General features: G+C 56.3%; 11 protein-coding genes. 8 read left to right on the top strand and 3 right to left on the bottom strand.

What is annotated here, in order from left to right; all coding sequences use genetic code 11:
• Positions 1–11: 11 nt before the first annotated feature.
• Positions 12–1,466 (top strand): xylulokinase, encoded by a 1,455-nt coding sequence (gene xylB, locus SK62_RS00265; RefSeq protein ID WP_015572743.1) that lies wholly within the window; start codon positions 12–14, stop codon positions 1,464–1,466.
• Between the two features lie 52 nt (positions 1,467–1,518).
• Here the strand turns inward: xylB and SK62_RS00270 are convergent, their stop codons facing one another.
• Positions 1,519–2,514, bottom strand: a complete 996-nt coding sequence (locus SK62_RS00270; RefSeq protein ID WP_023304607.1) for an acyltransferase — start codon at positions 2,512–2,514, stop codon at positions 1,519–1,521.
• A 184-nt stretch (positions 2,515–2,698) separates the two neighbouring features.
• Between SK62_RS00270 and SK62_RS00275 the strand changes: the two genes are divergently transcribed.
• The 3 genes from SK62_RS00275 (at position 2,699) to glyS (ending at position 6,155) form a co-directional block, all read left to right on the top strand.
• Positions 2,699–3,004, top strand: coding sequence for a YsaB family lipoprotein (locus SK62_RS00275; RefSeq protein WP_017693801.1), 306 nt, complete (start codon positions 2,699–2,701; stop codon positions 3,002–3,004).
• Between the two features lie 160 nt (positions 3,005–3,164).
• Positions 3,165–4,076, top strand: coding sequence for a glycine--tRNA ligase subunit alpha (gene glyQ / locus SK62_RS00280; RefSeq protein WP_003860141.1), 912 nt, complete (start codon positions 3,165–3,167; stop codon positions 4,074–4,076).
• A gap of 9 nt (positions 4,077–4,085) precedes the next feature.
• Positions 4,086–6,155, top strand: coding sequence for a glycine--tRNA ligase subunit beta (glyS, locus tag SK62_RS00285; protein ID WP_045340569.1), 2,070 nt, complete (start codon positions 4,086–4,088; stop codon positions 6,153–6,155).
• A gap of 183 nt (positions 6,156–6,338) precedes the next feature.
• Here glyS and fadA read toward each other — a convergent pair whose 3' ends face one another.
• Positions 6,339–7,502 carry an acetyl-CoA C-acyltransferase FadA gene (gene fadA / locus SK62_RS00290; protein WP_000416981.1) on the bottom strand — a complete coding sequence of 388 codons (1,164 nt, stop codon included), beginning with the start codon at positions 7,500–7,502 and terminating at the stop codon, positions 6,339–6,341.
• Positions 7,503–7,511: 9 nt separating this feature from the next.
• Positions 7,512–9,701 (bottom strand): fatty acid oxidation complex subunit alpha FadB, encoded by a 2,190-nt coding sequence (gene fadB / locus SK62_RS00295; RefSeq protein WP_047718925.1) that lies wholly within the window; start codon positions 9,699–9,701, stop codon positions 7,512–7,514.
• 190 nt (positions 9,702–9,891) lie between these two features.
• On the opposite strand from fadB, the gene pepQ reads away from it, so the two are divergent.
• From pepQ to hemG, 4 genes are read left to right on the top strand one after another with little or no spacing between them, the layout of a single operon-like run.
• Positions 9,892–11,223, top strand: a complete 1,332-nt coding sequence (gene pepQ, locus SK62_RS00300) for a Xaa-Pro dipeptidase (RefSeq protein ID WP_017382602.1) — start codon at positions 9,892–9,894, stop codon at positions 11,221–11,223.
• A complete protein-coding gene (locus SK62_RS00305; RefSeq protein ID WP_015572737.1) occupies positions 11,223–11,837 on the top strand; it encodes an IMPACT family protein in 615 nt (204 codons plus the stop codon). Before pepQ ends, SK62_RS00305 begins: the two co-directional genes overlap by 1 nt.
• A 41-nt stretch (positions 11,838–11,878) precedes the next feature.
• Positions 11,879–13,330 (top strand): Trk system potassium transporter TrkH, encoded by a 1,452-nt coding sequence (gene trkH / locus SK62_RS00310; RefSeq protein ID WP_006808591.1) that lies wholly within the window; start codon positions 11,879–11,881, stop codon positions 13,328–13,330.
• A gap of 10 nt (positions 13,331–13,340) precedes the next feature.
• Positions 13,341–13,886, top strand: a complete 546-nt coding sequence (hemG, locus tag SK62_RS00315; RefSeq protein WP_017382603.1) for a menaquinone-dependent protoporphyrinogen IX dehydrogenase — start codon at positions 13,341–13,343, stop codon at positions 13,884–13,886.
• Positions 13,887–14,182: the final 296 nt, after the last annotated feature.

Genomic DNA, 14,182 nt, shown 5'->3' on the forward strand with positions numbered 1-14,182 from the left:
GGAGCCACCACATGTATATCGGGATCGATCTTGGCACGTCGGGGGTGAAAGCCATCCTGTTAAGCGAGCAGGGCGATGTATTAGCCACGCACACTGAAAAGTTGCAGGTTTCACGTCCGTATCCGCTTTGGTCGGAACAAGATCCGGAGCAGTGGTGGCAGGCGACGGACCGTGCGATGAAAGCCTTAGGCGAGCAGCACAGCCTGCGCGACGTGAAGGCGCTGGGCATTGCCGGGCAAATGCATGGCGCAACGTTGCTGGATAGTCAGCATCGCGTTCTGCGCCCGGCTATTCTCTGGAACGATGGCCGCTGTGCGGAAGAGTGCGCGATCCTTGAGGAGCGTGTGCCTGCGTCCCGCGAAATTACGGGCAACCTGATGATGCCCGGTTTTACCGCGCCAAAACTCCTGTGGGTGCAGCGCCATGAGCCTGAGATTTTTCGTCAGGTGGCGAAGGTTCTGTTGCCGAAAGACTACCTGCGTTTTCGCATGACAGGGGATTTTGCCAGCGACATGTCTGACGCCGCGGGCACGATGTGGCTCGACGTGGCGAAACGGGACTGGAGCGAGGCGATGCTGGATGCCTGCCAACTGACGCGCGACCATATGCCTGCGCTGTTTGAAGGCAGTGAAATCACGGGCGCTTTGCAGCCTTCTGTTGCTGAACGCTGGAACATGCCAGCCGTACCTGTCGTCGCCGGCGGCGGCGATAATGCGGCGGGTGCGGTCGGCGTGGGGATGGTCGAGGCAGGGCAGGCCATGCTCTCGCTCGGCACTTCCGGCGTCTATTTTGCCGTCAGTGACGGGTATCGTAGCAACCCGGGAAGCGCCGTACACAGCTTCTGCCACGCGTTGCCGGGTAAATGGCATTTGATGTCGGTGATGCTGAGCGCGGCTTCCTGCCTTGACTGGGCGGCAAAGCTAACCGGAATGGCGGACGTCCCGGCGCTTATAACAGCGGCACAGCAGGCAGATGATAATGCCGGTGCGGTCTGGTTTTTACCGTACCTTTCCGGCGAGCGGACGCCGCATAACAACCCGGAAGCGAAAGGGGTGTTCTTCGGTCTTACCCATCAGCACGGCCCGGCAGAGCTTGCGCGCGCGGTGCTTGAAGGCGTTGGCTATGCTCTGGCGGACGGAATGGATGTCGTGCATGACTGTGGACTGACGCCATCCAGCATTACGTTAATTGGCGGCGGTGCACGAAGCAGCTACTGGCGGCAAATGCTTTCCGATATCAGCGGGTTGCAGCTGGACTATCGTACGGGAGGCGATGTCGGCCCGGCGCTCGGTGCGGCACGGCTGGCGCAAATTGCGCTGAACCCGGATAAACCACTGCACCAGCTTTTGCCCCAGCTGCCGCTTGAACGGCAGCATCGTCCTGATGCGAAAAATCATGCTCGCTATGCTGAAAGACGAGACGTGTTCCGCAAAATCTATCAGCAGCTTTTGCCGCTAATGTCATAAACAGGAGCCGGGTGGCGCTAACGCTTACCCGGCCTACCAGCCTTCAACCGGGCTAGCTTACAAACCTGCGCGTATCGATTCTTTGCAGCAACATTGACAGCAGCAGGCTGACAACCAGCGTAACGGTAAATATCCAGACAATATCCAGCACCGGCCAGCTTTTAAGCTCAACGCCGCGGGTGCGCAGGGCGTGGATCACCAGCGCGTGAAAACCGTAAATGCCCAGCGAGTGGCGAGAGATAAACCCCAGCACCGGAAGCGGGCGGGCATTCAGGGTGTTTTTAACCAGCGTCAGCAGAGAGATCGCGCAGATAAAGACCATCGGCCCGCAGTAGAGATACCAGGTATCGGCAAAGTTGCCGCGCCATTGCAGCTCATGCAGCGTCCCGCGAGAGATAATAAACACACCGACGAGAAACGCGGCTGCGCATAGCCAGTTTATTCCTCGCTTTTGCGTCTCCATCATGCCAATGGCGCGCCCCAGCATGCCGTACAGCACGTAATAAAACGTATCCCCGGTGATATAAAGGTTAACGGGCAGCCATTCAAAGCCATCAATTTTCTGTGAAACGGTATTCGGGTTGGCCACGATCCCGATTATTACCATCAAGGCCAGCAGCATTTTACCGCTGACGTTTTTTACCTGAATTAACGGTGACACCAGATAGATAACGATTATCGCGAAGAAAAACCACAGATGATAGAACACCGGTTTTTGCAACAAATTGAGCAGGGAACGTTCAGCGTTAATTGAAGTGAACAGGATGATATAGAGCAGCGAAATGGCGCTGTAAAACAGCAGACAGGAGACAATACGGATGAAATGTCTCGGCTGCGCGCTACGCTCGCCAAAAAAGAGAAAACCGGAAATCATAAAGAACAGCGGGACGCTCACGCGGGAGGCCGAGTTCAGAATATTGGCGACATCCCAGTTAACAGGGCTGATACTGTGCGCGTTCGTGACATACCAGGTCGTTGTGTGGATCATCACCACCATCAGACAGGCTATTCCCCGCAGGTTATCAATCCAGTTAATTTTTGACTGCATCAGTTCCTCTGTATTCCTGATAAAAAAAGTGTGACTGCGATTGTGTAAAACTTTTCCCTTGGAAAATTCTGAGTTTAGCCAGGCTAACTTGTAGGGAGCTGGCGAGATTCGCAGAATGACGGACTTTAATCTATAAACGTGTTGCTACTAAAAATAACAGCCACTGACCAGGGCGGTAATAAAAATGATGATGAAGCGTGGGGTGTCACTCTTTCTGCTGCTCTTATTAACAGGATGCAGTGCTTCTGAGGAGATACCTGTCCAAAAAGCGCAGCAGGGGAAAATGAGCCCGGAGCGTTCTCTGAATATGGAACAGCTGTGCAGGGATCAGGCGGCTCACCGCTATAATTCCGAAGCACAAAAAATTCATATAAACGGCTTCGAGCGCTTTCAGGGCAGCTATGAACTGAAAGGCTATACGGCGCGTAAAGAGGGCTTTGTCTGCTCTTTTGATGCAGACGGCCAGTTTTTACATCTCTCAATGCGTTAAATTGCTCGTATAAGCAGCAACCAGAGCCTTCGCAGGTTCTGGCTGTAGGGCTTATTCCCCAATTTTCCCTAAACAACCCCGTTTCGTACTGTATATCTTGCAGCCAGCGGGTATACTGATCCCTTCCATTTAAAACCACACGTATCCAGCACGAAATACTATGCAAAAGTTTGATACCAAGACCTTCCAGGGCCTGATCCTGACCTTACAGGATTACTGGGCTCGTCAGGGCTGCACCATTGTTCAACCTTTGGACATGGAAGTTGGCGCAGGCACCTCACACCCGATGACCAGCCTGCGCGCGTTAGGGCCAGAGCCAATGGCGACCGCCTATGTGCAGCCATCCCGTCGTCCGACCGATGGCCGTTACGGCGAAAACCCGAACCGTTTGCAGCACTACTATCAGTTCCAGGTGGTGATTAAGCCATCACCCGACAACATTCAGGAACTGTACCTCGGGTCACTGAAAGAGCTGGGTATGGATCCAACCATTCACGACATTCGTTTCGTGGAAGATAACTGGGAAAACCCAACGCTGGGTGCCTGGGGTCTGGGTTGGGAAGTGTGGCTGAACGGCATGGAAGTGACCCAGTTCACTTACTTCCAGCAGGTTGGCGGTCTGGAATGTAAACCGATTACCGGCGAAATCACCTATGGTCTGGAACGTCTGGCCATGTACATTCAGGGCGTAGACAGCGTTTACGACCTGGTCTGGAGCGACGGCCCGCTGGGTAAAACCACCTACGGCGACGTGTTCCATCAGAACGAAGTGGAGCAATCCACCTATAACTTCGAATACGCGGACGTGGACTTCCTGTTCACCTGCTTCGAGCAGTACGAGAAAGAAGCCCAGCAGCTGCTGGCGCTGGAGACTCCGCTGCCGCTGCCTGCCTACGAGCGTATTCTGAAGGCTGCCCACAGCTTCAACCTGCTGGATGCCCGCAAAGCGATCTCCGTGACTGAACGTCAGCGCTACATTCTGCGTATTCGTACCCTGACCAAAGCCGTTGCAGAAGCTTACTACGCGTCCCGTGAAGCCCTTGGCTTCCCGATGTGCAACCGAAACAAATAAGAGGCGGCCATGTCTGAGAAAACTTTCCTGGTGGAAATCGGCACTGAAGAGCTGCCACCAAAAGCCCTGCGCAGCCTGGCTGAATCTTTCGCTGCGAACGTCACTGCTGAGCTGGATAACGCTGGCCTGGCGCACGGTAACATTGAGTGGTTTGCTGCGCCGCGTCGTCTGGCGCTGAAAGTGGCAAACCTGGCGGCGTCCCAGCCGGATCGCGAAGTTGAAAAACGTGGCCCGGCCATTGCTCAGGCGTTCGACGCGGAAGGCAAGCCGAGCAAAGCGGCAGAAGGCTGGGCGCGCGGCTGCGGCATCACCGTTGATCAGGCTGAGCGTCTGACCACCGACAAAGGTGAATGGCTGCTGTACCGTGCCCATGTGAAAGGCGAAAGCGCCGAAGCGCTGCTGCCTGACATGATCGCGACCTCGCTGGCAAAATTGCCGATTCCTAAGCTGATGCGCTGGGGCGCGTCCGACGTACACTTTGTGCGTCCGGTTCACACCGTGACCCTGCTGCTGGGCGATACCGTTATCCCGGCGACCATTCTGGGCGTGGCGTCCGATCGCGTGATCCGCGGCCATCGCTTTATGGGCGAGTCGGAGTTCACTATCGACAATGCTGACCAGTACCCGCAGATCCTGCTGGAGCGCGGCAAGGTCATTGCTGACTACGAACAGCGTAAAGCCAAAATCAAAGCGGACGCAGAAGACGCGGCGCGCAAAATTGGCGGTAATGCCGATCTGAGCGACAGCCTGCTGGAAGAGGTGACCTCGCTGGTCGAATGGCCGGTTGTACTGACCGCGAAATTCGAAGAGAAATTCCTGGCCGTTCCGGCAGAAGCGCTGGTTTACACCATGAAGGGTGACCAGAAGTACTTCCCGGTTTACGCCAACGACGGCAAGCTGCTGCCAAACTTCATCTTCGTGGCGAACATCGAATCGAAAGATCCGAGCCAGATTATCTCCGGTAACGAGAAAGTGGTGCGTCCGCGTCTGGCGGATGCCGAGTTCTTCTTCAATACCGACCGTAAAAAACGTCTGGAAGACAACCTGCCGCGTCTGCAAACCGTACTGTTCCAGCAGCAGCTGGGTACGCTACGCGACAAGACCGACCGTATCGCGGAGCTGTCCGGCTGGATTGCCCGTGAAATTGGCGCCGACGTTAACCACGCTACCCGCGCGGGCCTGCTCTCCAAGTGCGACCTGATGACCAACATGGTGTTCGAATTTACCGACACCCAGGGCGTGATGGGCATGCACTACGCGCGTCACGATGGCGAAGCGGAAGACGTGGCGGTAGCCCTGAACGAGCAGTATCAGCCGCGCTTTGCCGGTGACGATCTGCCGTCTAACCCGGTTGCCTGCGCCGTGGCGATTGCCGATAAGATGGACACCCTGGCGGGTATCTTCGGTATCGGTCAGCATCCGAAAGGCGATAAAGACCCGTTCGCGCTGCGTCGTGCTGCGCTGGGCGTGCTGCGAATCATCGTAGAGAAGAACCTTAACCTCGATCTGCAAACGCTGACCGAAGAAGCGGTACGTCTGTATGGCGATAAGCTGACCAACGCGAAGGTTGTGGATGATGTTATCGACTTTATGCTCGGTCGTTTCCGCGCGTGGTATCAGGACGAAGGTTACTCCGTTGATACCATTCAGGCGGTGCTGGCGCGTCGTCCGACCCGTCCGGCAGATTTCGATGCGCGTATGAAAGCGGTATCCCACTTCCGTACGCTGGAAGCGGCGTCTGCGCTGGCCGCGGCCAACAAGCGTGTATCCAACATCCTCGCGAAATCCGACGAGACGCTGAACGAGCGCGTCAACGCTGCAACCCTGAAAGAGCCGGAAGAGATTTCTCTGGCGATGCAGGTTGTGGTGCTGCGCGACAAGCTGGAGCCGTATTTCGCGGAAGGTCGCTACCAGGAAGCGCTGGTGGAGCTGGCGGAGCTGCGTGACGTCATCGACGCCTTCTTCGAGAAGGTGATGGTGAACGTGGAAGATAAAGAGCTGCGGATTAACCGTCTCTCGATGCTTGAGAAACTGCGTGAGCTGTTCCTGCGCGTGGCGGATATTTCGCTGCTGCAATAACGTAAAAAACCCGCCCCTGACAGGCGGGAAGAACGGCAACTAAACTGTCTCTCTTCGCCAATGGCGCCATAACTGCGTTGGCTGCGCTCGTTCACCCGAATCACTTACTAATGTAAGCTCATCGGGATTCGCTCGCTTGCCGCCTTGTTCTGACGTCATTGGCTTTGAGATACTTTTCCTTATTTACACCCTCTCAAACACCGTCGCGATACCCTGACCCAACCCAATACACATCGTTGCCAGTCCGAACTGGGCATCTTTGCGTTCCATCAGGTTAATCAGCGTGGTACTGATACGCGCCCCGGAGCAGCCCAGCGGGTGACCGAGGGCGATCGCGCCGCCATTGAGGTTAATCTTCTCGTCGATCTGATCCATCAGCCCCAGATCTTTAATGCACGGCAGGATCTGCGCGGCGAACGCTTCGTTCATCTCAAAGAGGTCGATATCACTTGCGCTCAGCCCCGCTTTTTTCAGCGCCAGTTTTGACGCCGGAACCGGACCGTAACCCATGATGGAAGGATCGCAGCCCACGACCGCCATCGAACGCACGCGGGCGCGTGGCGTCAGGCCTAATTCGCGGGCGCGGCTTTCGCTCATTACCAGCATCGCGGCGGCACCGTCGGACAGGGCAGACGAGGTGCCCGCCGTTACCGTACCGGTGACCGGATCAAACGCCGGACGCAGGGTAGAAAGCGCTTCGACCGTGGTTTCCGGGCGGATAACTTCGTCGTAGCTGAACTGCTTCAGTACGCCGTCTGCGTCGTGACCGCCGGTTGGGATGATCTCATTCTTAAAGGCACCAGACTGCGTGGCGGCCCAGGCGCGGGCATGCGAGCGTGCGGCAAACGCATCCTGCATCTCACGGCTGATGCCGTGCAGACGGGAGAGCATCTCGGCGGTCAGGCCCATCATACCGGCGGCTTTCGCCACGTTGCGGCTCATGCCAGGATGGAAATCGACCCCGTGGCTCATTGGCACGTGGCCCATGTGCTCCACGCCACCCACCAGACAGGCCTGCGCATCGCCGGTCATGATCATCCGCGCCGCGTCGTGCAGCGCCTGCATCGACGAACCGCAAAGACGGTTGACGGTGACGGCCGGAACCGAATGCGGGATCTCCGCCAGCAGGGACGCGTTACGGGCAATGTTGAAGCCCTGCTCCAGCGTCTGCTGGACGCAGCCCCAGTAGATATCGTCCAGCGCTGCTGGGTCCAGCGCCGGGTTACGCGCCAGCAGGCTACGCATCAGGTGCGCGGAGAGGTCTTCCGCGCGCACGTTACGGAACGCACCGCCTTTTGAACGGCCCATCGGGGTGCGAATCGCATCAACAATGACAACCTTTTCCATTGTGACTCCTTAAGCCGTTTTCAGTGCGCCAACCGGACGGGCTGGCTCAACTGCTGGGTAGTAGGGTTCGTTATGGCGCGCTTTGTTACGCAGCCCTTCCGGCACCTCATAAAGCGGGCCGAGGTGCTGGTACTGCTGAGCCATATCGAGATAGCGGGCGCTGCCGAGCGTATCCAGCCAGCGGAACGCGCCGCCGTGGAACGGAGGGAAGCCGAGGCCGTACACCAGCGCCATATCCGCTTCTGCCGGGCTGGCGATAATGCCTTCTTCGAGGCAGCGCACCACTTCGTTGATCATCGGGATCATCATCCGGGCGATGATCTCATCGTCGGTGAAGTCGCGTTTTGGCTGACTGACGTCGGCCAGCAGGCCATCCACCGCCGGATCTTCTTCTTTCTTCGGTTTGCCTTTGCTGTCTTCTTTATAGCGCCAGAAGCCCAGACCGTTTTTCTGCCCGAAGCGGTTGGCGTCGAACAGGGCATCAATGGCGTCGCGATAATCTTTCTGCATGCGCTGCGGGAAGCCCGCCGCCATCACCGCCTGCGCGTGATGGGCAGTGTCGATGCCGACAACGTCCAGCAGATACGCCGGGCCCATCGGCCAGCCGAACTGTTTTTCCATCACTTTGTCGATTTTGCGGAAGTCTGCGCCGTCGCGCAGCAGCTGGCTGAAACCGGCGAAGTACGGGAACAGCACGCGGTTAACGAAGAAGCCCGGGCAGTCGTTAACCACGATCGGCGTTTTGCCCATCTTGCTCGCCCACGCCACCACTTTGGCGATGGTTTCGTCGGAGGTTTTTTCCCCTCGGATCACTTCGACCAGCGGCATGCGGTGCACCGGGTTAAAGAAGTGCATCCCGCAGAAGTTTTCCGGACGCTTCAGCACGCTCGCCAGTTCGCTGATAGGAATGGTGGAGGTGTTAGAGGCCAGCACGGTTTCCGGACGCACCTTGTCTTCGGTTTCGGCCAGCACCGCTTTTTTGACTTTCGGGTTCTCGACGACCGCTTCAACCACCACGTCCACACGGTCGAAACCGCTGTATTCCAGCACTGGCTGGATGGTGGAGATCACGCCTGCAAGCTTCAGACCGTCAATTTTGCCGCGCTCAAGCTGTTTATTCAGCAGCTTGGCCGCTTCGGTCATGCCCAGCGTCAGGGATTTCTCGTTAATGTCCTTCATCACCACCGGCACGCCTTTCCAGGCAGACTGATAGGCGATGCCGCCCCCCATAATGCCCGCGCCGAGTACCGCCGCGTGTTTTGGCGTTTCAACGTTTTTGGTGAGTTGTTTGGCTTTGCCTTTCACGAACTGATCGTTAAGGAAGATACCAACCAGCGCGCGGGCTTCGTTGGTGTGCGCCAGCGGGACAAAGCTCTGGTTTTCAAGCTTCAGAGCGTCATCACGGCCCAGACGGGCTGCCGCTTCAATGGTTTTCACCGCCGTGATCGGCGCCGGGTAGTGTTTACCCGCCGTCTGCATCACCATGCCTTTGGCGATGGTGAAGCTCATGGTGGCTTCAATTTTGCTGAGCTTTAATGGCTCCAGCTTTGGCTGACGTTTGGCTTTCCAGTCGAGATCGCCGTTAATCGCCTGACGCAGAATGGCGATAGCACCCTCAATCAGTTTTTCAGGCTTAACCACGCCGTCCACCAGGCCGATTTTCTGCGCCTGTTCTGCGCCGACATCTTTACCCGCGGCAATGATCTCCAGCGCGCTGTCGGCACCCAGCATGCGCGGCATACGCACGGAACCGCCAAAGCCCGGCATGATGCCCAGCTTGGTTTCCGGCAGGCCGATGCGCAGGTCCGGCGTCGCCAGACGGTAGTCGGTCGCCAGCACGCACTCGCAGCCACCGCCCAGCGCGTAGCCGTTAACGGCTGAAAGGGTCGGGACAGGCAGATCTTCCAGACGATTAAAAACGCTGTTGGCAAAGTGCAGCCACTGGCTCAGCTGTTCTTCGGGCACCAGGAACAGCGACAGGAATTCGGTGATATCCGCGCCAACGATAAAGGCCGCTTTGTTGGAGCGCAGCAGCAGCCCTTTCAAATCTGATTGCTTTTCAAGTACATCCAGCGCCTGGCCAAGACTGGCCACCGTCGCGGTATCAAGCTTGTTCACTGAGCCGGGGGCATCGAACACCAGTTCGGCAATGCCATCTTCCAGCCAGTCTACGTACAGGGTGTCGCCTTTGTAGAGCATGTCGGTCTCCTGAATCCAGCAATTGGATCTGGTCATACCAGATGAAACGGAGTGTGGAATTTATGTTAATAAAATGCAAATTAGTCATTAAGAAATTGCTGCGCTGATCACGGTCGGTGGAAATCACGCAGCCGGAGTGAGGTGTGCTAAGATGCGATGACTTGAGGTCAAAAAAACGAAAGGAAGAATGATGGACTCACTGGCTTCGCTTTATAAAAATCATATCGTTACCCTACAGGAACGTACCCGCGATGTACTGGCCCGCTTCAAGCTGGATGCCCTGCTGATCCACTCCGGCGAGCTGATGAATACTTTTCTTGATGACCATGCTTATCCCTTCAAGGTTAACCCGCAGTTTAAAGCCTGGGTGCCTGTCACGCAGGTTCCAAATTGCTGGCTGCTGGTGGATGGCGTGAACAAGCCGAAACTGTGGTTCTACCTGCCGGTCGATTACTGGCACAACGTGGAGCCGCTGCCGACCTCATTCTGGACCGAAGAAATTGACGTGATTGCGCTGCCAAAAGCAGACGGCATTGGCAGCCAGCTGCCAGCGGCGCGCGGCAACATCGGCTACATTGGTCCGGTTCCTGAGCGTGCGCTGGGTCTGGATATTCCGGCAGATAAACTCAACCCGAAAGGCGTGCTGGATTATCTGCACTACTATCGCGCCTACAAGACCGACTACGAACTTTACTGCATGCGTGAAGCGCAAAAAACGGCGGTGAATGGCCACCGTGCGGCGCATGAAGCGTTCCAGTCCGGTATGAGCGAGTTCGATATTAATCAGGCCTACCTGACGGCGACCGGCCACCGCGATACCGACGTGCCGTACAGCAACATCGTGGCGCTGAATGAACATGCCTCGGTTCTGCACTACACCAAACTGGATCATCAGGTTCCGGCTGAGATGCGCAGCTTCCTGCTGGACGCGGGGGCTGAGTACAATGGTTATGCGGCAGACCTGACCCGTACCTGGGCGGCGAATGCGGACACCGATTTTGCGCAATTGATCAAAGATGTGAACGACGAACAGCTGGCGCTGATTGGCACCATGAAGGCCGGAACCAGCTACGTGGATTATCACATCCAGTTCCATCAGCGCATCGCTAAACTGCTGCGTAAGCATCAGATTGTCAAAGACATGAGCGAAGAGGCGATGGTTGAGAACGATCTGACCGGGCCATTTATGCCGCATGGTATCGGTCACCCGCTGGGTTTGCAGGTTCATGACGTCGCGGGCTTTATGCAGGATGATACTGGTACGCACCTGGCGGCACCGTCTAAATATCCTTATCTGCGCTGCACCCGCGTTCTGGCGCCGCGTATGGTATTGACCATCGAGCCGGGCATCTACTTTATTGAATCCCTGCTGGCACCGTGGCGCGAAGGGCAATTCAGCAAGCACTTCAACTGGGAGAAAATTGAAGCGCTGAAGCCGTATGGCGGCATTCGTATCGAGGATAACGTGGTTATTCACGAGAACAGCATTGAGAACATGACGCGAGATCTGAAGCTGGCCTGATGGAAAGCTGGTTGATACCGGCCGAGCCGGTCACCTTTGTTGAGGAAATCAAGAAAAGCCGCTTTATCACGCTGCTGGCGCATACCGACGGCGTGGAGGCGGCGAAGGCGTTCGTCGAGTCCGTCCGCGCGCAGCACCCCGATGCCCGCCATCACTGTGTGGCGTGGGTCGCAGGGCCGCCAGACGACTCACAGCAGCTCGGGTTTTCTGACGACGGTGAACCGGCGGGTACGGCCGGAAAACCGATGCTATCCCAGTTGATGGGCAGCGGCGTGGGTGAAATCACCGCCGTTGTTGTCCGCTACTACGGGGGCATTTTGTTAGGCACCGGAGGGCTGGTTAAAGCCTACGGAGGTGGTGTCCAGCAGGCGCTTAATCTGCTGATAACAACCCGCAAAACGCCACTTACGGAATATACTTTGTTATGCGATTACGCCCAGCTATCGGGTATCGAAGCACTGCTTAAACAGTTTAACGGTGTCATCGCACACAGTGATTATCAGGCAATGGTGCAATTACGCGTGGCGCTTCCTCAGGCGGAACTGGCTGCTTTTTCAGCAAAACTCGCTGATTTTAGTCGCGGTTCATTGCAATTACTGCCGATTGAAGAATAATCCCCACCTCACAATTTTGAATACCTAAGGAAGCGGCAGAGATGCATTTTCGTGCCATTACCCGAATCGTTGGATTGCTGGTCATACTTTTCTCCGGGACAATGATCATTCCCGGACTGGTGGCGCTCATCTACCGGGACGGCGCGGGGCGTGCATTTACGCAAACCTTTTTTGTCGCGCTGACGATTGGCTCCCTGCTGTGGTGGCCAAACCGCCGTGAGAAAGGTGAACTGAAATCCCGGGAGGGGTTTCTGATTGTGGTCCTGTTCTGGACGGTACTGGGAAGCGTGGGTGCGCTGCCGTTTATCTTCTCCGAACAACCGAATCTCACCGTCACGGATGCGTTTTTTGAATCGTTCTCCGGATTAACGACCACCGGCGCCACCACGCTTGTGGGGCTGGATTCGCTCCCGCATGCGATTCTCTTTTACCGGCAGATGCTCCAGTGGTTCGGCGGTATGGGGATCATCGTCCTGGCGGTGGCTATCCTGCCGATTCTGGGCGTCGGGGGGATGCAGCTTTACCGGGCGGAGATGCCCGGCCCGCTGAAAGATAACAAGATGCGCCCGCGTATTGCGGAGACGGCGAAAACCCTGTGGCTTATCTATGTCCTGCTGACGGTGGCCTGCGCGCTGGCGCTGTGGTTTGCCGGGATGCCTGCGTTTGATGCCATTGGGCATAGCTTTGCGACTATTGCTATCGGCGGGTTCTCCACCCACGATGCCAGCGTCGGCTACTTCGACAGCCCGACAATCAATACCATCATTGCCATCTTTTTGCTGATCTCAGGCTGTAACTACGGTCTACACTTCTCGTTGCTTAGCGGACGGAGCCTGAAGGTGTACTGGCGCGACCCGGAATTCCGGATGTTTATTGGCGTCCAGCTGACCCTGGTGGTTATCTGTACCCTGGTACTGTGGTTCCACGATGTTTATAACTCGGCGGTCACGACCCTGAACCAGGCCTTCTTCCAGGTGGTATCGATGGCGACAACTGCTGGTTTCACCACGGACAGTATTGCGCGTTGGCCACTGTTCCTGCCGGTGCTGCTGTTGTGCTCTGCGTTTATCGGCGGTTGCGCCGGGTCAACGGGCGGCGGTCTGAAGGTGATCCGCATTCTGCTGCTGTTCAAGCAGGGGAACCGTGAGCTGAAACGTCTGGTCCACCCGAATGCGGTTTACAGTATTAAGCTGGGGAACCGCGCGTTGCCGGAGCGCATCCTCGAAGCGGTGTGGGGATTCTTCTCCGCTTATGCGCTGGTCTTTATTGTCAGTATGCTGGCGATTATCGCCACGGGCGTGGATGATTTCTCTGCCTTCGCCTCTGTGGTGGCAACGTTAAACAACCTGGGGCCGGGGCTGGGCGTCGTGGCGGATAACTTCGCCAGTATGAACCCGGTGGCGAAGTGGATCTTAATCGCCAATATGCTGTTTGGGCGTCTTGAGGTCTTTACGCTGCTGGTGCTGTTTACCCCAACATTCTGGCGTGAGTAAGGAGACATTGGTGAAAACGTTAATTCTTTTCTCAACGCGTGACGGACAAACGCGTGAGATTGCTTCATATCTGGCTTCTGAACTCAAAGAGCTGGGCATTTATTCTGATGTGGTGAACCTGAATCGCACAGAGCAGATTGCCTGGCAGGATTACGACCGCGTGGTCATTGGCGCTTCAATTCGTTACGGCCATTTCCATCCGGCGCTGGATCGCTTTGTGAAAAAGCATACGGCGGAGCTCGCTCAACTGCCTGGCGCGTTTTACTCGGTCAACCTGGTTGCCCGTAAAGCGGAGAAGCGTACGCCGCAGACCAACAGCTATACGCGCAAGTTTTTGCTAAGTTCGCCATGGCAGCCCGATATCTGTTCTGTCTTTGCTGGCGCGCTGCGTTACCCGCGTTACCGCTGGTATGACCGCTTTATGATCCGCCTGATCATGAAAATGACGGGCGGGGAAACGGATACGCGTAAAGAAGTGGTTTATACCGACTGGGCCCAGGTCGCCAGTTTTGCCCGTGAAATTGCGCGTTTAACGGACGATGCGCGGGATAAATAAGCGTTGAGTTTGAAAAGTGAGCGAACGAAAAGTTTTTTGTATTTAGTGCTTGTCACTTCAGAAGAACTCCCTATAATGCGCCTCCACTGACACGGAACAACGGCACGCAAGCCGCCGGGTCAGCAGAGAAAAGCAAAATAAACGCTTGACTCTGAAGCGGGAAAGCGTAATATGCACACCCCGCGCCGCAGCGAAAACGAAGCGGCACTGCTCTTTAACAATTTATCAGACAATCTGTGTGGGCACTCAAAGTGACATGGATTCTTAATGTCCTCGGACACTAAATGAATACCAAG

It is taken from the genome of Enterobacter sp. BIDMC109 (genome assembly GCF_001037885.1).
Taxonomy (GTDB): domain Bacteria; phylum Pseudomonadota; class Gammaproteobacteria; order Enterobacterales; family Enterobacteriaceae; genus Enterobacter; species Enterobacter hormaechei_C.

Coding starts and splice junctions, on each gene's coding strand:
- xylB (WP_015572743.1), top strand. CDS start 12: ATGTATATCGGGATCGATCTTGGCACGTCGGGGGTGAAAGCCATCCTG.
- SK62_RS00270 (WP_023304607.1), bottom strand. CDS start 2,514: ATGCAGTCAAAAATTAACTGGATTGATAACCTGCGGGGAATAGCCTGT.
- SK62_RS00275 (WP_017693801.1), top strand. CDS start 2,699: ATGATGATGAAGCGTGGGGTGTCACTCTTTCTGCTGCTCTTATTAACA.
- glyQ (WP_003860141.1), top strand. CDS start 3,165: ATGCAAAAGTTTGATACCAAGACCTTCCAGGGCCTGATCCTGACCTTA.
- glyS (WP_045340569.1), top strand. CDS start 4,086: ATGTCTGAGAAAACTTTCCTGGTGGAAATCGGCACTGAAGAGCTGCCA.
- fadA (WP_000416981.1), bottom strand. CDS start 7,502: ATGGAAAAGGTTGTCATTGTTGATGCGATTCGCACCCCGATGGGCCGT.
- fadB (WP_047718925.1), bottom strand. CDS start 9,701: ATGCTCTACAAAGGCGACACCCTGTACGTAGACTGGCTGGAAGATGGC.
- pepQ (WP_017382602.1), top strand. CDS start 9,892: ATGGACTCACTGGCTTCGCTTTATAAAAATCATATCGTTACCCTACAG.
- SK62_RS00305 (WP_015572737.1), top strand. CDS start 11,223: ATGGAAAGCTGGTTGATACCGGCCGAGCCGGTCACCTTTGTTGAGGAA.
- trkH (WP_006808591.1), top strand. CDS start 11,879: ATGCATTTTCGTGCCATTACCCGAATCGTTGGATTGCTGGTCATACTT.